Below are 20549 nucleotides of genomic sequence, written 5' to 3' on the forward strand. Positions count from 1 at the left end.
GAACAAATGCCAGTCAGTCTCACTTAGTCCGTTTAGTTCTTTTCATATGCAAAAACATCACTTTAGCGCATAAACGCAACCTGATATCGTTTCCCGGCTCCGAACCGGAGTGCGCGGCCGTGCGCGCGAATAGCTGCATGCAGCCTGAGACAGGACTTTTATGTACGTATACGACGAGTACGATCAGCGGATCATCGAGGACCGCGTCAAGCAGTTCCGTGATCAGACCCGCCGCTACCTGGCCGGTGAGCTGAGCGAAGAAGAATTCCGCCCTCTGCGCCTGCAGAACGGCCTGTATATCCAACGTTTCGCGCCGATGCTGCGCGTCGCTGTGCCTTATGGCCAGCTGAACGCCCGCCAGGTCCGCACACTGGCCAAGATCGCTCGCGACTACGACAAGGGCTATGCCCACATTTCCACCCGCCAGAACGTGCAGTACAACTGGCCGGCGCTGGAAGACATCCCGGACATCCTTGCCGAACTGGCCACCGTGCAGATGCACGCGATCCAGACCAGCGGCAACTGCCTGCGCAACACCACAACCGACCAGTTTGCCGGTGTTGCCGCGGATGAAATAATCGACCCGCGCCCGTGGTGCGAGATTGTCCGCCAGTGGACCACCTTCCACCCGGAATTCGCCTACCTGCCACGCAAGTTCAAGATCGCCGTGAACGGCTCGAAAGAAGACCGCGCCGCCATCGAAGTGCACGACATCGGCCTTGAGCCGGTGCGTAACGCGGCTGGCGAGCTGGGCTTCCGGGTGCTGGTCGGCGGCGGCCTGGGCCGCACCCCGGTGGTCGGCTCGTTCATCAACGAGTTCCTGCCGTGGCAGGACCTGATCAGCTACCTGGACGCCATCCTGCGCGTGTACAACCGTTACGGTCGCCGTGACAACAAGTACAAGGCGCGGATCAAGATCCTGGTCAAGGCACTGACCCCGGAAGTGTTCGCCGAGAAGGTCGAAGCCGAAATGGCCCACCTGCGTGGCGGCAGCACCACCTTGACCGAAGAGGAAGTGCAACGCGTTTCGCGCCACTTCGTCGACCCCGAGTACCTGGCCCTCGACAATGTCGACTACAGTGCCCTGGACGCCGAAAACCCAGGTTTCGCCCGCTGGCGCTCGCGCAATACCCGGGCCCATAAACGCCCTGGCTACGTTGCCGTGACCCTGTCGCTCAAGCCCACCGGCGTTGCCCCGGGCGACCTGACCGACAAGCAGTTGGACGCCGTGGCAGACCTTTCCGAGCGCTACAGCTTTGGTTTCCTGCGCACCTCGCACGAGCAGAACATCATTCTCGCCGACGTCGAGCAGCGCCAGCTGCACGCCCTGTGGCTGGAACTGCGCGAAAGCGGCTTCGCCACGCCGAACATCGGCCTGCTGACCGACATCATCTGCTGCCCGGGCGGTGACTATTGCTCGCTGGCAAACGCCAAGTCGATCCCGATCGCCGAATCCATCCAGCGCCGCTTCGACGACCTGGACTACCTGTTCGACATCGGCGAGATCGACCTGAACATCTCCGGCTGCATGAACGCTTGCGGCCACCACCACGTCGGCCACATCGGCATCCTCGGCGTGGACAAGAAGGGCGAGGAGTTCTACCAGGTATCCCTGGGTGGCAACGCCGCGCGCGACGCGAGCCTGGGCAAGATCCTCGGCCCGTCCTTCGCCCAGGACGCCATGGCCGATGTGATCGAAAAGCTGATCGCCGTGTACGTTGAACAGCGTACCGAGGAAGAGCGCTTCATCGACACCTACCAGCGTATCGGCATCGACCCCTTCAAGGAACGCGTCTATGCAGCGAATCATTAAGAACAACCAGATCGTCGACGAAACCTGGCACCTGCTGCCCAAGGAAACCTCGTTCGACGAGCTGACCAACTGCGACGACTACATCGTCCCCCTGCAGATGTGGCGCGACCATGCCCACGTGCTCAAGGCTCGCGATGGTGGCTTGGGTGTGTGGCTGGACAGCGACCAGGAAGCGGAAGAGATCGGCGAAGACGTGCAACACTTCCAGGTCATCGCACTGAACTTCCCGGCCTTTACCGACGGGCGCAGCTACTCCAATGCACGCCTGCTGCGGGACCGCTACCAGTTCAAGGGTGAGCTGCGCGCCATTGGCGACGTGCTGCGCGACCAGCTGTTCTTCATGGCCCGCTGCGGCTTCGACGCGTTCGCCATCCGTGCCGACAAGGACCCCGAAGACGCGCTGCAAGGGCTGCAAGACTTTTCGGTGACCTACCAGGCTGCCACCGACCAGCCGCTGCCGCTGTTCCGCCGCCGCTGATGCCGTACACCCATGGCCCACTTGCACGTGGGCCATGGGCTGCGCTTCACCTTCTCCGGTTTACCCTTTGCGGCTGGGCGATTTCCGGCCAGCTTGCACCTCGCCCCCTCCTCCTGCCAGCGCCCACTCTGCCTGCACGCGCGCAAGCGCATCACGTATACGGCCCAGCACCTGCGCACTCAGAGGGTTCTGCTCCAGGTTTACCCTTGCCGGGTGCGCCTCCACCCAGCTGAGCGCTTCATCGCTCAATGCCGCGATGCGGTTGCCGCGCAAATCGACCAGCAGGTCCGAATGCGCTTGCAGAAGCGCCAGCGGCAGAGTGCGCAAACCCGTGCCCCGTAACGACAGGTAGTAAAGGTGCACGTTAAAGCGCAGCCGCGGTGCCGTGACCAGCGGATTTCCCGCCAGGCTGAGTATCTGCAAGCGCGAAAAACCTTCCAGCCGTCGTTCGCCCGCGTTGTCCAGGGTAATGAAGTTGTCGTGCAGGTACAGCTGGGTCAGCCTGTGCAGGCCGTTCAGGTGCTCCGGCACGGCGCTTAGCTGGTTTGCACCCAGATCAAGAACACTCAGCTGTGTCAGGTCACCAATGCTACTTGGCACCGTGCTCAGCAGGTTGCCACGTAACTGCAGGTCTTGCAGGCTGGCCAGTTGGCCGATGCGCACATCCAGCACATCGATCCGGTTGAAGGAAAGGTCAAGATTGACCAGATTCGTCAGGCGTTCCGCCCCCGCCGGCAGGTTGCCCAGCTGATTACCGCTGAGATCCAGGTCCTCCAGTTGACCGGCATGCTCCAGGCCAACGAGCGTCTCGATGAGATTACCGCCAACGTTCAACCGACGCAGCCGCGGCAGGTGCTCAAAACCCTCGAAGCTCGATAGCCGGTTCCCTGAAAGGTCGACCTCTTCAAGGTTAGGGAAACGCCGCAGGAACTCACCGCTGAAGGTCAACATTTGCTGGTTGCTGAACGACAGCGAGCGAAGCCGTTCAAAGGTGATGCCGGCCGGGAGCTCAGGCAGTGAACTGACGCAAAGGTGATCGACGGAAGTGTTAAGGGCTGGCACATCACCTCGATAGCTAGCCCGCCATAGTTCTCGCAACATTCCCGCAACATACGAGCGTGCGGAGTATTCGGCGTCGCCGGGTTGGCCTCGCCAGCTGGCAAGGCTCTGCTCGAGCTGCCTCGATAGATAGACGAAAGCGCGGCTACCTGGCTCGTGGGGCGGACCCAGCCGGTACCAGGTCCAATGAGTGCCACGCGCCAATTCAAGGACCAGGGCCTCCTCGGCCCTTCTTCTCTGCGCGACAATCTGGTTGACCGCCTCGCTCGGCGCATGGTCCTGCCCCTGCTCCGGTACCAGTGCCGCCAGCTGCGCCGAATAGCTCTGGCGCAGGGTTGCAAACCGCTCGGGGTGCTCGACTCGCACATGGTCCTGCCAAAAGGTCTGCTGCGCGAGAAACGCGCTGAGCGCCGAGGCCGTCTCGGCTTCGTAGACAGCTGCCTCGGCTTCAGCCAAGTCTTGCCAGGTTACCTGCTCGACCCGCTGGAAATTCATATAGGTCGGTTGGCCATCGATGTTCAAGGGTTCGGCCAACGCCACGCGAAACGCCAGATAGATCTCCTCCTCGTTGACTTCGCCGGGCAACCTGCGCAGGCGTTCGATGTGCCGGGCGGCAAAGCGGTTGAGTTGATCGAGCCGGAACAACTCGCGCCCCAGGTTGCGCAGCTCTCGCTCAACCCGACGGCCACGCACGCCCTCGGTGCGCAGCGCTACCTGCATGCTGACCACCAGCGCATCGAAGTCTGCAACCCCGCGGGGCCGGGCAGCCTGCTCGAACAATGCACGCCGGACATGGCCGTGGTGGTACATGGCATTGAGTAACTCAGCGACCCGCCGCCGCAGGTCCTGGGGATGACGAGTAAACTCATCACCCTCCCTTACTGCGGCGAGAAATTCAAAAAACGCATCGCTTGCAGGTTCGGCGCGCAGTGCCTGCCATTGCTCACGCCGCCGGGTGGCTTCAGCCTCACTCAGGCCCTCGAACCACGCTTGCTGTTCGCTCGCCGGCAGTGCCACGGCCGGTGGCGCCAAAGTGCTCAGCCGTTCCCTCGCCGTCGCAGAAAGCGGATTGCCATGGAGGAACACTCGCTCAGGGCTCGCGCGCAACAAGGCGGCCTGCGCCTCACTGACCTCCTCGATACGGTTATCCCGCAGGTCGACCTGCCCCAACTGCTGCACGCGCGCGATCTCGGGGATCTCCGTAAGCCGGTTGCGCGAAAGGTCCAGGCGAATCAGGTTCGGGAAGCGGGCCAGAAACTGTTCATTGACTGCCCCCAGGCCGAGGTTGCTCAGCGTCAACAGCGACACGTGGTCAAAATTCACCGTGGGCGGCAGATCCGGCAGGCTACCCACGCGCACGCCTTCCAGCGTGAGCACGAGGTTGGCGTTGTCATCGCGAACGCGTTGCTGCCAGGCATGGCGGATCCTGCGAGCTATCCGCGCACGCCTGATCAACTGCACCGGGCCGGATGATTGCCGACGCCATTGGCCCAGGGCACGATCCAGCGCCTGCAATTGCTCGTTCAACCGCAGGTAATAATTCCACGGCGTAAGCCCAAGCGCCCGGGCACTGGCGGTGAAGCCTTCGACAGCGGCGTCATCGTAATCGGGGAACAACCGAAGAATACCGCGCCGCAGCGCGCGGTTGCTGCTCTCGCCCCGTCCGCTGAGTGGATAACCCAAGCGCCCATCCCCCAGCCTTGCGGGCGGCCGAAAGCCAAGCCCGACCGGCGCCATGCCCAATATCATGGCGACCCTCTCGCGATGTGCGCAGGCCCACTGCGATAGCGTCTCTGCCAAGAGCTGCGGCGTATTGGCCGCATCACCAAGCGCCCGTTTCTGCCAAGCATCCAGCTGCAGTAACAGCGCCTGGCAGAAACTGTCGTCAGCATTGCTCGATGACATGAGTTGCCCGGCCGCGTCCAGCGCCTGGTAACCTCTGGAGGTTCTGAGCACGGTACGCACTTCACTGGCTCCCGCGTCCCCGACCCAGGCGGTTTTTTCCCCGGCCAGCGTGCCACTGCGTATCTCTATGCGCACTCCCCGCCAGGGTGCCCGCCCGGCGATCAGGCCCAACGCCAGTTGCTCGCTGTCGCGATTGATCGCTGCCGCCTGCAGCAGGCCTGCACAGGCTCGATCCATGCGCGCATCACGCAAGTGCCAACGCGCCTGTTCAGCCAGCGCCAGAGGCACTTGCTGACGTGCGTGCATGCGCTCGATCAGGTCTTCGTCAGCATGTTCGATGATCTCGCGCGCAGCGTTCCCCGTAAGCCCGGGGAAACTGCGCAACAGCAAAATCTCGTCCGCCGAGGGGCGAGGCTGCTGGCCCTGCAGATGAAGTTCGAAGCCTTCGTCGCGTAACAAAGGGAACTGCGCGTGCAGTTGCTGGCGTTGCACGGCATCGACCAGGCGGGCCGGCGGTGGGCTGTGCTCTACATGCAGACGGCGCAACTGATCGTCACTGATGCCGGTGGCCTGCAGCACCTCATGAACCGCCTGGTCGTCGAGCTGTGCCCAATCCCCGCAGAGATCCTGCAGCAGCTCAACGTTGTGCTGCCATTCTCGAGGGTTTTCGAGCTCGTGGTGCCAGCCGCCGGCAGCGTTGCCCTCCAGCAGCGGAGCGTAGGCGTCTGTTCGTAGCGGATGACGGATGCGCCGCTGCTGGGTCTCTGCGTCGAAGGATGTCACATGGCTAGCCACGGGCGTACGCAGGTACTGGCTGCCCTCAACGTCGACAAGCTCGCCGATGGCCCCGTGCGCTTTGACTGCATAGCCGGGCAATTGCGGGTCGCATAATTTCAACGTTCCGGAGCTCGCCCGTACAGGCACCAGCTCATCAATCATCGCTGCGCGGGCCAGGCGATGGGATGCCACGCCCGCGCCGGCATTGGCTGCGGTCATGATCACGGTCTCGGCGACGCCATACAGGTGTTCCAAAGCCGCCTGCCGATCACCCAGTTGCCAATCGGCATACCCTTCGTACACCTCGTCCGCCACTTGCATTGCCGTAATACCCAGCAATGGCAACGCGAGCGCGGGCAAGGCAAAACTTGCCAGGCCCAGCAAATCGAAGCCGAAGTGCAGATAAAAATGCAATCGCTGGTCCCGAACCTTAGCGTCCACCTGCGCCGTGGGCACAGCATGTACCTTGGCATTGTCCAACAGGGTATCGATCTGCTGCTGACGCAAAAAGGCGAACAGCGGCCCATCGATAATCGCATGACGCCCATCGAGCTGCAGCGGCACGTCCTGGCCCACGCCCTGCACGGCTTTGTTCAATGCTTTGGTATAGGCCTCGCGGTCGCGGTCGCCGATAAAGCGCTGGAAAAACTCGATATACCCTGGCAAGCGAAACTGCTTGCCAAGCGTCAGGAACAGCGCCTCCCAATCACTGAACCAGGTCAACGGGCCGTGAGGGTCATCAGGGATCCAGCACAACACCCCTTCCAGCGCCTCATCAGGCTTGTTTTCATGGCGCACCTCGAAGCCCACCACCCCTCGCACGCGCTGGCCAAACAACCTGATTTGCCGAGGTTCAAGGCCGTGAATCGAGCTCGGCCTGGCTGACACCATCGCTACCAGCGGCGCACAGTGCTCATAGGCATGAGGCGCGATTTCGCCATTGACCAGCGACAACCGCAAGGCCGCCTCCAGATTAGCCCGAAAGCCTTCCTCCATCAGCGCTTCGACCTGTTGCCCGGCCTCGCCATCCGGGGTCAGGTGTGCACGCAGATGAGCCTGATACTGCCCGCCCAAGTCGAGCGCGCGGCACAGCTTCATGAACGCATCGGGGGAAATACCCAGCGCCTGCCCCTGTGCGTCCAGCACAGCAGTGCCGCGCTGAATCGCGCTGGCAGAGGATTCAGCCTCGGTGAAGTTGTGCAGCGCCGATGCCAACAGGCTGTGCTGGAAGACTTGTTCCTTGATTCCATCGGGGATATGCGCAATGAAAGAAGGAAAACGCTGTAGCGTTCTACGCCGCAGCTGGGCCTGACGAGTATCGACAGTCATCGCAAGCGCCGCTCGCAGGCGTGGCTCGGCAAAGGCATCCAGCGGCGTAATCTGCGCCAACAACTCATGCAGTTGTTGCTGCACCTGCTGCTGCCAATGTTGGCTTTGGTGCAGGTCATAGAGCATGTCCAGCGGAGCACGGGTCAGCCAGGCAGGCAAGCGATTGGCGATCAGGGCATCGGTGCTGTCATCGTTGAAAGGCGTGGGGGCCATCGCGGGCTCCTTCAGGTGGGAGCCGCGATTGGAGCATTGCCAGGCCAGACGCCTGAGGTAACTATTGCAGGCCTCAGCACCTGGGCTATAGGCCCAGCTTGCGAATTACCCGCGCCGGCTAAGCGTGTCGAACTGCGAGCGAGCTGCCCGCCAGCGCGCAAGCACTTCATCATCCAGCGGGTTGTTGTTGAGATTGAGCCGGTTGGGATGCTGCCGAATCCAGACCAGCGCCCGCTGACTCAGTTCGGCAATCAGGTTGTCCGCGAGGTCGACGAAGAGGTCCGGGTGTTGCTCCAGAAACACCAGGGGCAACTCCCTCAGGCCGGTGCCACGCAGCGAAAGATAACCCAGGTGATCAAGGTTGCGCAGCGGCGGCACCGCCCCGATCGGGTTGCCACTCAGGTTCAACGTTCTAAGTGCGCTGAAGGCTTCCAGCCGCTGGCCGCCTGGTACGTCGATAATCATCCGGTTGTCGGCCAGATTCAGTTCGACCAATTGCCGCAGGCGCTCCAGGCCAACGGGTACTGCAGAAAGCTGGTTACCGCGCAGGTTCAGACTTCTCAGGCCGGTCAGTTTACCGAGGGCAGCAGGCACAGCACTGAGCCGGTTTGCGCTCAGGTTCAGATTCTGCAGCCGAAGCAGCCGGTCAACCCGCTCAGGCAGTGTCGTCAACAGATTGTCGCTCACGTCCAGCTGGGTGAGCAATGTCAGGCGCTCTACGCCGTCAAGTGCTTGGAGCTGGTTACGTTGCAGGTCCAGTCGTCTAAGCCTGGTGAGGGATCCGACACCCGGCAAGGTATTCAGTTGATTATCGTTGAGGATCAATTGCGTCAATGAGTTGAGCTGCTCGACCCCGTCCAGAAGGGTCAATCGGTTATGGCTTAAATCAAGGCTCACGAGCCGACGCAGATCGCCCAAACCAGGTAGGTTGACCAGCTTGTTGCCGCTCAGGTACAGGCTTGTCAAATTGGGGAAGCGCCCCAGAAACTCGCTGTCCAGGGTAGTCACGCCGAGATTGCTCAAGCTCATACGGTGCAGATGCCCGAAGTGGATACCTTGCGGTAACCGGGGCAAACTTGCCACATGCTCGTTAAGTACGACCAGGTCAGTCGATGCACCGGGCCCGAAATACTCTGGCAGCCACGCTTCGCGAATGGCCTGGCCGGTGCGATGGCGCGCTCGGTAGGTGGCCTCCGTGGGGGCGCCCCGCCAGGTGCGCAGGCATAGGTCGAGCTGCTCGACTTGCCTTGCGAGCTCGCTGAATGCTGCCCATACGCTACGCCCAGGCCTTTGCGCCAACTGCACCGCCAGCCACATCACGTCCTGTGCGGGCCGTTGGGGAAACAGCTGCTGCAGCCCCGCAGCAATCGACCGGCGCGCCCGCTGGTCTTCAGTGCTGAGCACCAGCCCTGACGGTACACCCAACGGCTGCCCGCCGCTCAATGGGTAACCCAGACGGCCATCCCCCAGGCGCACAGGCCGACGAACCGCGCCCTCCTCCGCTACCATCCCGAGCAGTTCGGCAGCCCGCTGCCGTTGCCCACTGGCGCGCATTGCCAGCGCATGGGCGAGCTGTTCGGCGTTACTGACAGCGTCGCCAAACGTGTCCTTTTGCCCCGGGTCCAGGTGCAACCACAGCGCCTGGAAAAGGCTGTCGGTGTCGTTTGCCGCCGCCAGCTTTGCCCCTGAGGTATCCGCAGCCTGATACCCATTGCCGCGCCTGATGACATAGCGAATATGCGTGGCGTTATCGACGCCGCTATGGGCGAGTAACGCGCCGCTCAGGCGTTCTTCACGCAGTTCGATGCGCACCGTCGGTGGCCACGGCGCCATGTCGGCAACCATCCCCAGCGCCAGCCGCTGCGTGTCGGCATTGACCGCCCCCGCCTGATAGAAACCGCCGCAGGCGCGGTCCAGGCGGCTGTCATGCAACAGCCAGCGTGCCTCGGTGGCCAATTCAAGGGGAACGCGCTGACTGCTAAGCATGGCGTCAACTACCCCTGGCTCGGCGCGCTGGACAATCTCGCGCGCAACGCGCGAGGTCAGCTTGGGAAAGTCGTGGTGCAACCTTTGCTCAGCGGGTGCAGGCGCCAGCTGCAATGCATTGAAGTGCTGTTCAAAAGCCTCCCCCTGCAGCTGCGGGTGCTGCACATGCAACTGGTAGCGCTGCAAGGCATCGTGCAAGCGGGCCGGCGCCGGGGCGTGCTCCAGGTGCAGGCGCCGCAAGCGCTGCTCATCGAAGCCGGCAATACGCATCACCCGCTCGGCGGTTTGTTCGTCAAGATCGGCCCAAGCGCTGCTCAAACGCTGCATCAGCTGCGTCGCGCCTCGCCAGTGCTGTGGGGTTTCCAGCTGATGACGCCAGCCGCCCTGGCCGTTGTCGTCGAGCCAGGGCGAGTAAGCACCCGACCGGTTGGGGTGGCGGATGCGCAAACCTGCTTCTTGTGCGCCCTCGACCACCTGGTACGTCGCCAGATGCGTGCGCACGTGCACCTGCCCGGCAACGCTGGCCCGCTCGCCAACGGCCAGCCCCTGGTCGAGCACCGCATAGCCGGGCAAATTGGCATCGATGAGGCGCACCTCGTCGCGCTGCGTCAGCACCGGCACCAACCCGTCAACGTAGGCTGAACGCTCGATCAATCGACCTGCAGCCAGCCCGATCGAAGCCAGCGCAACGCCGGCAGCCAGGTTTTCGGCAACGCCCCACAGGTGCTCCAGCGCCCCTTCACGATCCCCCAGCTGCCAATCGGCATAACCTTCATAGACTTCGTCCGCGATTTGCAACGCAGCGATACCCAGCAGCGGCAAGCCAAGCACCGGGACGAACAGGCTGGCAAGCCCCAGCAGGTCCAACCCTGCGCTGGCGTAGCCACTCTGGCGCCGTTCGCGCTCTGCCTGGTTCGCCTCGTCAGTAGGCGTGGCCAGAACGCGCGCATCGTCCAGCACCGTGTCGAGGCGAACTTTGCGCAGGTGCTGGAACAGCGGCGCGACAACGGCCTGGCTGCGGCCGTCGAGCTGAATCGGCAGCGCGCCCGCTCTGGCCTGCAACAAACGGCGCAATGTGCCGCTGAAGGCGCAGCGGTCACGCTCGCTGACGAAGCGTTGCATGAAAGCGGCGTAGCCCTGCGCCTGGCAGCGCTGGGCAAGGTGGCGCCACAGCTCATCCCAGGTTGCATAGCGCTGCAGGGCACCGTGGCTGTCACCGGGCACCCACAGCACCACACCCTCGAGCGCAGCGCTGGAGGGCCCGGTGCGACGCGCTTCGAATGCCACTACGCCCTGTAGCTGCTTGCCCAGCACGCGAAGCTCGAAGGGCAGCAGCCGGGCCGTATCGGAGTCCACCACAGGTACCGTCGAAATGACGGGGAGCAACTGCAAGTAGGTGCGCTGATCTACTTCGCCCTTCAGGACCGCTAGGCGCACGTCAGCTTCGAGGTTGGCGCGCGCGGCTTCTTCGAGCAGTGCCGCTACCTGCTGCCCCTCCCCGCCCGGCACTAGCAGGATCGATTCGAGATGGCGCTGGTAGCAACCGCCCACATCCACGCTTCGACACAGCGCTACGTACGTTTCCGGGCTCACTGCCTGCGCAGCCCCATGGGCGTCCACGATTAAATGGGTCTGCAGGGTGCCCGCAGGCGATGCTTCCTGCTCGGCAAAATTGTGCAGCGCCGCCGCGAGCAATGTCACTTCGCTGACCTCGCTCACCGAGGTGCCCGCGCCACCAGGCACCACGGAGGCGCCAGGAAGCAGGGTGGTGCGCCTCAGCATGACCTGGCGTACATCGAGTGCGGGCAACTGGCGGTCGCTCAGCGCCTTGTCGAGCAGCGCCTGGGCAAAGTCATCCAATGGCGTGATACGGGAAAACACTGCAGCCAGCCGGTGCTGAATGCGTTGTTGCTGCAGCAGGCTTGTGCGCAATTTGCTCAGTTGATCTTCAGACGCGCTGCCGAGCCATGTAGGCAAACGGCTGGCGATAAGGCTGTCCACCAGGTTGGGTTGTAACGTTTGGGCGGTCATTGGCAGGTCCTCCGGTTAGCCGAACACGGAGTCAAACAGCCTTCGCGCATGCCCCAGCGCTACTTATATCAACCGGCTGCACGCGCCGCCCATCACCCGGAATCCGCATTCAGGTTTAATGCTGGCCTGCCGATATCAAGGATTACACCTCCACACCAGTAAGGAAGCTGGCGATGACCACCATCAACTCAGCGGTACGCTTGACGCCCGTCGTTCAAATCGCGGCCCGCGCGCCTCAGCTCGTCAGCACCAGCATGCCCCAGGCTGCATCCGTGCGCCCCAGCACCGTGGTCAGCCTTGGCCAGCAGATTACCGACGTGGATACCCAGACCTACACCGCCAAAGGCACCACACGGGAGGCGCAGAGCCAGTATGTGTGGGAGCGCAACGGCCTCGACAAGCTCAGCATGTACATGGCGAGCGCGGTCCAGTCGTCGTCCACCGGCGCGCGCTTCCAGGGCCTTGGCGCCGCGCTACTGGAACAACTGGCGGCCAATGGCGGCCAGCGCATCGCCCAGTCGGGGCTGGCGGTCAATGACAGCACGGCCACCGAGCCCTTGCTGCTGGGCCTGCAGCAGGCCAGGTTGCGCGAATACGCGACCAACACCGTCACCTTCAACCTCACCAGTGCCTCGGGCGCCACTGTGACCCTGGGGCTGTATAGCAGCGCCGACGGCCTCGCGGTGGACGCCGATGTGCAAGGCGGTACCTTGACCAGCGACGAGCTCAAGGGCCTGGCGGCGTTGGCGGGCAGTTTTCAGTCGGCGCTCAACGGCCTGACGAAGGAGCCACCCCAGCTTCAACTGGGCGCTCTGGTCAAGCTCGACCCGAGCCTGTTCACCGGCCTGCAGATGAACGCCAAGCTGGAGACTGCCAGCGGCGCTCAGCAAACCTTCGACCTGCAGCTGAACGAGGATACCCGCAGCCTGAAACTGCAAGGCCCCAGTGGCGAAGTGAAGATGAACTTCGACACCCAGGGCGGCGCCCTGCTCGGCAGCCAGGCGCAACGCCAGGCTGCGGTGGCCAATTACCTGACCCAGTTCGATGCCGCGCAGAAGCGCGGTAACGGTGACGCGCAGTTGATGGCACTGTTCAAGGATGCTTTCAGCCAGCTCAACAGTGTCGACGATGCCAGCCCACGCCCCGCCAACCATGATATCGCGCTGAACAAGGCCAGCCGCCTGCTGTTGAGTGGCCTGGCCGATTTCGATGCCTCGATCAGCCAGACCGAGCAGAAAATCAACCCGATGCGGCCCGAGGAAGTGGACCACTTCGACTACAAGGTCTCGCAATCGACCGTGCGCAAGGGCAGTGCGGCGAACCTGACCGTGCAGCAGGACCAGCAGGCCAACCTCAAGGCAGCCTGGCATCAGGGCCTCAACCCCTTGGTGGACCTGGTGTTGAGCCGTGACAACGAATCGCAGAACTACCGCTATCACGAGGTCGACGACCAGTCCCTCAGCACCACCCGCCTGGGCTTCTCCAACAATTCGTTGGTGCAAGCAAGCGCCACCCAGCAAGCCAGCCAGCAGGAACGTGTACGGACCTACCAGAACGGCACGCTGCAGTCTGACGAGACCAACCGCGCGTCGGCGGACCAGTCCCGCGACCTGCTGAACATGCTTGATACGCTGCTTGATCAAGACCGCGCCGCCCGCCGCAGCGGTGCGGCTTCCACCCTGGAAGACCAATTGGCAGGGCTGCGTCACCTGTGGCTGCTGCAATCCGTCCCGGGGCTAATAGCGGCCTGATACCTATGCACGCCTGAAATCACGAGCCACGCCTGGACTCGTGATTTCAGGTCAAAGGTCCTTGACCCCACCCTGCCTTAATCAAAGCCCGCGAAACCCGCACACTGCCTACCACTCGAACGAACGTGAGGCGAGCGCAGCCAAGCGCTTGTCCACCTCTCAATCAGCAGGAGCAGACGCATGAGCATTCCATCTTTCGGCCTGGGCACCTTCCGCCTCAGCGGCCAAGTCGTCATCGATTCGGTCAAGTCAGCCCTGGCATTGGGCTACCGAGCCATCGACACCGCGCAAATCTACAAGAACGAGGCCGACGTCGGCCAGGCCATCGCCGAGAGCGGTGTACCGCGCAGCGAGCTGTTCATCACCACCAAGATCTGGGTCGACAACTACGCTGCCGACAAACTGGTCCCCAGCCTGCGCGAAAGCCTGAACAAACTGCGCACCGACTACGTCGACCTGCTGCTGATCCACTGGCCAGCCCCAGGCAATGGCGTCGAGCTGCCGGAGTACATGGCGGCCCTGGCCGAAGCAAAGAAACTGGGGCTGACCCGTCAGATCGGCATCTCCAACTTCAATATCGAGCTGACCCGCCAGGCCATCGACGTGGTCGGCAAGGGTGAGATCGCCACCAACCAGATCGAACTCAGCCCGTACCTGCAAAACAGCAAGCTGACGGCCTTCCTCAAGGAACAGGGCATCACCGTCACCTCCTACATGACCCTGGCCTATGGCAAGGTCCTGAAGGACCCGGTGCTGGCCGAAATTGCCGCCAAGCACAAGGCCACCGTTGCTCAAGTAGCCCTGGCCTGGGCCCTGCAACTGGGCTACGCGGTGATCCCATCCTCGACCAAGCGCGAGAACCTGGCCAGCAACCTGCTCGCCCGCGACCTGGACCTGGACGCTGACGACATGGCACGCATTGCCACGCTGGAGCGCAATGGCCGCGAAGTCAGCCCGGACGGCCTGGCGCCAGCCTGGGACTGATTCCACGGTGAATCGGTAGCGGCCTGTTGCGGCCGCTACTGGCTGCTTGTTCCCCTTTTCAACCGGAGCTCCTGATGAGCACGCTTTCCCCAAAACGGGTCTTGTTCGCCCTGGCCATCGGCGCCTTCGGTATCGGCACCACCGAATTTACCCCCATGGGCCTGCTGCCGGTGATCGCCCAGGGCGTGGACGTAAGCATCCCCAGCGCCGGCATGCTGATTACCGCCTACGCCATCGGCGTCATGGTCGGCGCACCGATCATGACGCTGCTGTTCAGCCGCTTCGGCAAGCGCGCCGCGCTGATGGCGCTGATGGCGATCTTCACCTTGGGCAACCTGCTCTCGGCGCTGTCGCCGGACTACTACACCCTGCTCGCTTCGCGGCTGGTCACCAGCCTCAACCACGGTGCCTTCTTCGGCCTGGGCGCAGTGGTGGCCGCCAGCGTGGTGCCCAAGGACAGACAAGCGAGTGCCGTGGCCACCATGTTCATGGGCCTGACCATCGCCAACATTGGCGGCGTACCTGCCGCCACGTGGGTCGGCCAGCAGGTCGGCTGGCGCATGGCGTTCGCCGGTACCGCAGTGCTGGGCCTGCTGGCCATGGCCGCCTTGTGGTACGCGTTGCCCAAGGGTGAGCGCGGCAGCGTGCCGCATGTGCGCAAGGAGCTGGCGGTGATCGCCCGCCCCAGCGTGCTGCTGGCGATGGCCACCACTGTGCTGGGCGCTGGTGCGATGTTTACCTTGTACACCTATGTGGCACCGGTGCTCGCCGAACTGACCGGCGCCTCGGGCAGTTTCGTCACCCTGGGCCTGGTGCTGATCGGCGTCGGCTTTACCCTTGGCAACAGCCTCGGCGGCCGCCTGGCCGACTGGTCGCTGGACGGTGCCGCGCGGATCTTCCTCGGCGTGCTGGCGCTGATCATGCTGCTGATGCCGCTGGTGCTCGGCAGCCACATCGGCGCCGCCATTGCGCTGCTGGTCTGGGGCATGTTCACCTTCGCCGTGGTGCCGCCGCTGCAGATGCGCGTGATGACCGCCGCCGCCGAGGCGCCGGGGCTGGCATCGTCGATCAACGTTGGCGCGTTCAACCTTGGCAATGCCGTGGGCGCGGCCCTGGGGGGCGCGGTGATCAGCCTCGACCTGGGCTATGCCGCCGTGCCGATGGCCGGCGGTGTGCTGGCTGCGGCAGGCTTGCTGCTGGTCTGGCTGGGCGGGCGTGGCAAGGCAGTGGACAAAGCCTTGGGCGATGCCGCCTAAGGGCAGGCTCACTGAGGCTGAAAACAGCCCCAACACGTCAACCGCCGCAGATCTCAGTGTAGAGCGCGGAAAGTCAGAAATGGACTACAGAGCATGGCGAAACCATGCTGCTGTCTTTGTGCGAGACTGTTCCGCGAACCATTTTACAGGACGGTCTCAATGTATCTCTCTGATGCCTTTTCAACCTGTCGGCGCTATGATGCCCCCAATCCTTGTAACCTGTTACAGGATATGCGGAGGTATTCATCCATGGCTAAAAAGCTTGAGCACAGCGCTGAAAGTGACATTGATGCGCTGGAGCAGGAGGTCCCTCGCCTAGCGAGTGAAGCGACTCACTCCGCCTACCTGCGCGCCCTGCTGGTGAGTGAACAGGGCGTACTTCGTACTGACGACGGCAATCTTGTCCGCGTCTCACCTGACGGTGTCAAAACTATCGTGGCCAGGGCCAAACCGCGGCGTAAAGTCAAGGTTGGCGAGGTGATCACCGTGCGCAAGGTCAAGGGGAAATCGGCCGGTGAAGGTGCCTAGGCTGCGCGTTTTCGCAGGCCCGAATGGCTCCGGCAAAAGCACCATCAAAGCCGACGTTCCACCGGCTCTGACACGGGTTTTTGTCAATGCAGACGAGTTGGAGAAAGAAGCGAAAGCGACAGGCTTCATCGACCTGTCGCCCTTCGGAATCGAATCCACACTTCCCGAACTGGTCAATTTCCACGTCAGCCATTACCTGATCAGACAAAAAAACCTTATCGAGCCAGCGAAAAAACTTAGGCTGCCAGGCAACAGAGTCGATTACAGAGGCCTGGACATCGACTCTTATTTTGCATCGGTCATTTCGGACTACATACGTCAGCACTTGTTGGAAAGGCGCACCAGCTTCAGTTTTGAAACGGTGATGTCACATCCAAGCAAGTCGAATTTATGCACCAGGCTCAAGCCCGTGGCTACCGTACCTACCTCTATAGGTACAGAGCTTGAGTACCGAACAGAGGATATCCCCGACTGGTTCTTCGAGTCGTATGTGGATGAAGCCAAACCCTGAACACCGCGCCGACAGCGCCGTGAGCTGCGCTTGCTGAAGCATTGTTCCGCTGGCTGCAACTATGAAGTGCCTGCTGTACCCATTCTCATCGAGGCCGTCAGAGTACTACTCTCCTTCATGCCCACCACGCCTGAGGAGAAACCCATGTCCCGCCCTCCACTTCCGCCCTTCACCCGCGAAAGCGCCATCGAAAAAGTCCGCCTTGCCGAAGATGGCTGGAACAGCCGCGACGCTGCCAAGGTTGCGCTGGCTTACACCGAGGATACCGTTTGGCGCAACCGCGTCGAGTTTCCCCGTGGCCGTGCCGAAGTGCAGGCGTTCCTGACACGCAAATGGAACCATGAACTGGAATACCGCCTGATCAAGGAACTGTGGGCGTTTACCGGCAACCGCATTGCCGTGCGTTACGCCTACGAATACCACGACGACAGTGGCCAGTGGTTCCGCGCCCATGGCAACGAAAACTGGGAGTTTGCCGAGGATGGCCTGATGCAGAACCGCCATTCGAGCATCAACGAGCAGCCCATCGCCGAAACGGAGCGCAAGTTCCACTGGCCCTTGGGCCGCCGCCCGGACGATCACCCCGGCCTCAGTGAGCTGGGTCTCTGATCAACCGACAGGCAGCGTGACGGTGACCTCCAGCCCGCCCCCGTTGCGGTTGCTCAACGTCACGCTGCCGCCCTGCTCGAGCACGATGGCACGCGCCGCCGGCAAGCCAAGGCCGACCCCGCCGGTGTCCTTGTTACGCGACCCTTCAATGCGGAAAAACGGTTCGAAAACCCGCGCCTGCAGTGGCTCCGCGATGCCTGGGCCGCGGTCAAGCACACGCATGACCAGCTGCTCGTCATCAACTTCCAGCTGCACCACCGGCTCGCGGCCATACTTGACGGCGTTCTCGACAAGGTTCACCACCACCCGTTTGATGCCAACGGGCCGGCCGACATAGACGCAGCGCCGTGGCCCGCTGAGGCCGATGTCCACCCCCGCATCCTTGAAGTCATCGACCACGGTCGACAGCAGCTCGCCCAGGTCAAACGCCGTGGTCGGTTCCAGCCGTGCGTCGTCGCGGAAGAATTGCAACGCGGCATCGACCATCGCCTGCATCTCGTCCACGTCCTTGAACAACTTGGCCTGCAGTTCGGCATCGTCGATGAATTCGCCACGCAGGCGCATGCGGGTCAGGGGTGCACGCAGGTCATGGGAGATGGCCGCCAGCATTTGCGTGCGGTCATTGAGAAAGTGTTTGAGCTGCGCCTGGGTAGCGTTGAACGCAAGAATGGCCTGGCGCAGGTCATGCGGGCCGACCACCGGGATCGGCGGCGCATTGAAGTCCTTGCCAAAGCGTCGCGCACCTTGGGCGAAGCGCTCCAGTGGGCGGGCGAGATAACGCGTGGCGAAAAAGGCGACCACCAGGCTGGAGACGATCATCAGCGCCAGGATGATCACGTTGCGCGGCAGCTCGTCCAACCCCCAGCTACGGTCGGTGGCGCGATACAGCAGCCAGGACTTGTCCGTCAGTTCAATCAACAGGGCATAACCGCGCTGCTGCTGCGCTGGCAAGTCATCGGGCCCGAACACTTCGATCTTGGCATCGGGGCGTTTCAACAGGGTGCGCAGTGTAGGCGCGCCTTCGCGAAATTCGCTATCGGCCAACGCGGGCAAACCGGACTCGTCATGCCGACGCAGCCAGTGCACGCTGTAGGATGCATCCCCCGCCGCGCTGGCCAGTGTCGGCCGCTGCGCCACCGGCGTGGCATCGAGCATGCGGGCGACCGAAGCCACTTTTTCGATCAGGCCGCTTTCCAGCAGCGGCGGCTGCGCCCACACGCTCAACAGCAGACTGAACAGCCACTTGAGCAACAGCAGGCTGAGCATGGCGGCCAGGGTGGTGAGCGCGATCCAGCGGGCAATGGTGACGCGTGGCCGTGGCAAGGCCTTGCGCGCCCGCGCCAGCAGGCTCATCGCTTGTTCACGGTGGCAGTGAACAGGTAGCCGACATTGCGCAAGGTGCGGATCAGCGGCGCTGTGCTGTCATCGGTTTCGAGCTTGCGGCGCAGCCGGCTTACCTGAACGTCGATGCTGCGGTCGTACGCTTCGTGCGCCTCGCCTCGCGCCAGGTCAAGCAATTGCTGGCGGCTGAGCACACGGCGCGGGTGCTCGGCAAATACCAGCAACAACTCGAACTCGCCATTGGACAAGGGGATCAGCACGCCCTCCGGCGAACGCAGCTCCCGCCGCAGCACCTCCAGCTGCCAGCCGGCAAACTCAAGCACCGACCGTGGGCTGGTAACCGCACCGCCCCCGGTTTCGCCTACCCGACGCAGCACCGCACGCACCCTCGCCAGCAACTCACGGGCGGCAAACGGCTTGGTCAGGTAGTCATCCGCGCCCAGCTCCAGGCCGACCACCCGGTCGCTCAACTCACCCATGGCGGTGAGCATGATCACCGCCACCTTGTACTCGGCGCGCAGCCGTTGGCACAGCACCAGGCCACTGTCGCCCGGCAGCATCACATCGAGAATGACCAGGTCTGGCACCCGCCGCTCCAGCGCCTGCCACAGGCCTGCGCCATCGCTGGCCACATCGACTTCATAACCGTGCTGACGGAGGAATTTCTGCAACAGGTCGAGTACTTCGACATCATCGTCGACAATCAGCAAATGGCTCACACGGGGGCACCGCAAACTAAGGTAATGAGCGCTAACTTTAAGGCCATCATGCAGTTGGCGTCATATATTTCAACTCGGAAACAAAGTGTCGCCAGTGAAGTAAACCGGACATTTCCAGGCAAACAAACGCCCGCACCATCGGCGCCCGTACTTGTCAGGAATGTGCCCATGCCCACCCCACCCTATGCCTGGTTTTCAGCGCGTAACGCGCTACTGGCCTTGTCACTGCTCGCGGCCGGAGGCTGCAGCCAGCGGCCGCCTGCCAGCGCCTGCGGCCCTGTTGCGTATCAGCTGAGCGACCCAGCCGAACCTGCCAACCGCGCCGTGTTCGCCTTCAACCGCAGTGTCGACGATTACCTGCTGGCACCGGTCGCCCGCGGCTACAGCGCATTACCTAAGTTCACCCAGCAGGGCGTGCACAACTTCGCGGCCAACTTCGGCGAGCCCAAGGTCTTCGTCAACGACCTGCTGCAAGGCAACGGCGAGCGCGCCATGACCAGCCTGACGCGGTTCATCTTCAACACCACGCTGGGCGTGGCAGGCTTGATCGATGTGTCGGGCAAGATGGGGCTGGCCCGTCACACGTCGGACTTTGGGCAGACGTTTGGGGTATGGAACATCGCCGATGGCCCGATCATCGAGCTGCCGTTGCTGGGCTCGCACAACCTGCGCGATGCCACTGGCCGGGTACTGGGCATGGCGGTTGACCCGTTTGGCGACAACAGCGATACGGTCGATACCCTGACCAACGTGGCCACCGCAGGCGCGGTGGTAGATGGTCGCGCCGAATTGCTGCCGATTACCGACTGGTTGCGCACCTTGCCTGATGACTACCTCGCCATGCGCGACTACACCGCCCAGTACCGCGCCGACCGCGTAGCCGAAGGCAAGCTTGGCGCGCCAGGCAAGCGGCCGGCCAGCTGCCCAGGGGGGCAGGCGGATGAGTGACGTTCAAGCCCCGCTGGTGCTGTTCAGAAACCTGGCGAGCGATGCCCGGCAGCAGCTGCTGCACGAGCTTGAGGCTCGGGTCTCGGACGACGGCCGGCACCTGATCGTCAGCCGCTATCGCGAAAGGTACGGTAACGGCAGCACGGTGCAGCGCCAAGAGGTGCACCGTCGCGTGCCTATCGCCACGTTGCTCAGGTGGTTGGCCAGGGAAAGCACGGCACGCTGACCACGCCATGTCCGAAACACGCTAGTGAGTGCCTGTTCGACGTGAGACAGGCAAAAGCACCGCTGGATATCCTCCAGCGGCAATG

At 62.9% G+C, this 20549-nt stretch carries 14 protein-coding genes; 10 read left to right on the forward strand and 4 right to left on the reverse strand.

Translation table 11 applies throughout. The features are described from left to right. The first annotated feature begins 160 nt into the window (after nucleotides 1-160). The gene (locus tag ACFY68_RS14380; RefSeq protein ID WP_387528331.1) at nucleotides 161-1813 is read left to right on the forward strand and encodes a nitrite/sulfite reductase; all 1653 of its coding nucleotides are present in this window, start codon (nucleotides 161-163) and stop codon (nucleotides 1811-1813) included. Next, nucleotides 1797-2291: a DUF934 domain-containing protein gene (locus tag ACFY68_RS14385; RefSeq protein WP_346612903.1), complete on the forward strand. Its 495-nt coding sequence runs from the start codon at nucleotides 1797-1799 to the stop codon at nucleotides 2289-2291. The genes ACFY68_RS14380 and ACFY68_RS14385 overlap by 17 nt, the downstream gene beginning before the upstream one ends. A 60-nt stretch (nucleotides 2292-2351) precedes the next feature. On the opposite strand, the gene ACFY68_RS14390 is transcribed toward ACFY68_RS14385, so the two are convergent. Together ACFY68_RS14390 and ACFY68_RS14395 are read right to left on the reverse strand one after the other, a co-directional pair. Further along, complete coding sequence (locus ACFY68_RS14390) at nucleotides 2352-7574, reverse strand: NEL-type E3 ubiquitin ligase domain-containing protein (protein ID WP_387528334.1); 5223 nt, start codon at nucleotides 7572-7574, stop codon at nucleotides 2352-2354. Nucleotides 7575-7679: 105 nt separating this feature from the next. Beyond that, nucleotides 7680-11591 carry a dermonecrotic toxin domain-containing protein gene (locus ACFY68_RS14395; protein WP_387528337.1) on the reverse strand — a complete coding sequence of 1304 codons (3912 nt, stop codon included), beginning with the start codon at nucleotides 11589-11591 and terminating at the stop codon, nucleotides 7680-7682. A gap of 173 nt (nucleotides 11592-11764) precedes the next feature. On the opposite strand from ACFY68_RS14395, the gene ACFY68_RS14400 reads away from it, so the two are divergent. The 6 genes from ACFY68_RS14400 (at nucleotide 11765) to ACFY68_RS14425 (ending at nucleotide 17230) form a co-directional block, all read left to right on the forward strand. Beyond that, nucleotides 11765-13342 carry a hypothetical protein gene (locus tag ACFY68_RS14400; protein WP_387528339.1) on the forward strand — a complete coding sequence of 526 codons (1578 nt, stop codon included), beginning with the start codon at nucleotides 11765-11767 and terminating at the stop codon, nucleotides 13340-13342. Between the two features lie 180 nt (nucleotides 13343-13522). Continuing rightward, nucleotides 13523-14326, forward strand: a complete 804-nt coding sequence (gene dkgB, locus ACFY68_RS14405) for a 2,5-didehydrogluconate reductase DkgB (protein WP_387528342.1) — start codon at nucleotides 13523-13525, stop codon at nucleotides 14324-14326. A 74-nt stretch (nucleotides 14327-14400) separates the two neighbouring features. Next, nucleotides 14401-15582: an MFS transporter gene (locus ACFY68_RS14410; RefSeq protein ID WP_387528345.1), complete on the forward strand. Its 1182-nt coding sequence runs from the start codon at nucleotides 14401-14403 to the stop codon at nucleotides 15580-15582. A 249-nt stretch (nucleotides 15583-15831) separates the two neighbouring features. Continuing rightward, nucleotides 15832-16110, forward strand: coding sequence for a hypothetical protein (locus ACFY68_RS14415; protein WP_387528348.1), 279 nt, complete (start codon nucleotides 15832-15834; stop codon nucleotides 16108-16110). Then, nucleotides 16097-16621 (forward strand): hypothetical protein, encoded by a 525-nt coding sequence (locus ACFY68_RS14420; protein WP_387528351.1) that lies wholly within the window; start codon nucleotides 16097-16099, stop codon nucleotides 16619-16621. The genes ACFY68_RS14415 and ACFY68_RS14420 overlap by 14 nt, the downstream gene beginning before the upstream one ends. A 144-nt stretch (nucleotides 16622-16765) precedes the next feature. Beyond that, a complete protein-coding gene (locus ACFY68_RS14425; protein WP_387528354.1) occupies nucleotides 16766-17230 on the forward strand; it encodes a DUF1348 family protein in 465 nt (154 codons plus the stop codon). Here ACFY68_RS14425 and ACFY68_RS14430 read toward each other — a convergent pair whose 3' ends face one another. Together ACFY68_RS14430 and ACFY68_RS14435 are read right to left on the reverse strand one after the other, a co-directional pair. Next, nucleotides 17231-18583 (reverse strand): ATP-binding protein, encoded by a 1353-nt coding sequence (locus ACFY68_RS14430; protein ID WP_387528356.1) that lies wholly within the window; start codon nucleotides 18581-18583, stop codon nucleotides 17231-17233. Beyond that, nucleotides 18580-19290: a response regulator gene (locus tag ACFY68_RS14435; protein WP_387528359.1), complete on the reverse strand. Its 711-nt coding sequence runs from the start codon at nucleotides 19288-19290 to the stop codon at nucleotides 18580-18582. Before ACFY68_RS14435 ends, ACFY68_RS14430 begins: the two co-directional genes overlap by 4 nt. 168 nt (nucleotides 19291-19458) lie before the next feature. Here ACFY68_RS14435 and ACFY68_RS14440 point away from each other — a divergent pair, with 168 nt between their 5' ends. After that, nucleotides 19459-20238 (forward strand): VacJ family lipoprotein, encoded by a 780-nt coding sequence (locus tag ACFY68_RS14440; RefSeq protein WP_387528362.1) that lies wholly within the window; start codon nucleotides 19459-19461, stop codon nucleotides 20236-20238. Then, complete coding sequence (locus ACFY68_RS14445; RefSeq protein ID WP_387528365.1) at nucleotides 20231-20464, forward strand: hypothetical protein; 234 nt, start codon at nucleotides 20231-20233, stop codon at nucleotides 20462-20464. The genes ACFY68_RS14440 and ACFY68_RS14445 overlap by 8 nt, the downstream gene beginning before the upstream one ends. Nucleotides 20465-20549 lie beyond the last annotated feature (85 nt).

Source organism: Pseudomonas sp. NPDC012596 (genome assembly GCF_042902325.1).
GTDB lineage: Bacteria > Pseudomonadota > Gammaproteobacteria > Pseudomonadales > Pseudomonadaceae > Aquipseudomonas.

Bases quoted from the DNA above. Each gene is read 5' to 3' on its own strand.
- ACFY68_RS14440 (WP_387528362.1), top strand. From the start codon at position 19,459: ATGCCCACCCCACCCTATGCCTGGTTTTCAGCGCGTAACGCGCTACTG.
- ACFY68_RS14390 (WP_387528334.1), bottom strand. From the start codon at position 7,574: ATGGCCCCCACGCCTTTCAACGATGACAGCACCGATGCCCTGATCGCC.
- ACFY68_RS14415 (WP_387528348.1), top strand. From the start codon at position 15,832: ATGGCTAAAAAGCTTGAGCACAGCGCTGAAAGTGACATTGATGCGCTG.
- ACFY68_RS14380 (WP_387528331.1), top strand. From the start codon at position 161: ATGTACGTATACGACGAGTACGATCAGCGGATCATCGAGGACCGCGTC.
- ACFY68_RS14425 (WP_387528354.1), top strand. From the start codon at position 16,766: ATGTCCCGCCCTCCACTTCCGCCCTTCACCCGCGAAAGCGCCATCGAA.
- ACFY68_RS14395 (WP_387528337.1), bottom strand. From the start codon at position 11,591: ATGACCGCCCAAACGTTACAACCCAACCTGGTGGACAGCCTTATCGCC.
- ACFY68_RS14445 (WP_387528365.1), top strand. From the start codon at position 20,231: ATGAGTGACGTTCAAGCCCCGCTGGTGCTGTTCAGAAACCTGGCGAGC.
- ACFY68_RS14400 (WP_387528339.1), top strand. From the start codon at position 11,765: ATGACCACCATCAACTCAGCGGTACGCTTGACGCCCGTCGTTCAAATC.
- dkgB (WP_387528342.1), top strand. From the start codon at position 13,523: ATGAGCATTCCATCTTTCGGCCTGGGCACCTTCCGCCTCAGCGGCCAA.
- ACFY68_RS14410 (WP_387528345.1), top strand. From the start codon at position 14,401: ATGAGCACGCTTTCCCCAAAACGGGTCTTGTTCGCCCTGGCCATCGGC.
- ACFY68_RS14430 (WP_387528356.1), bottom strand. From the start codon at position 18,583: ATGAGCCTGCTGGCGCGGGCGCGCAAGGCCTTGCCACGGCCACGCGTC.
- ACFY68_RS14385 (WP_346612903.1), top strand. From the start codon at position 1,797: ATGCAGCGAATCATTAAGAACAACCAGATCGTCGACGAAACCTGGCAC.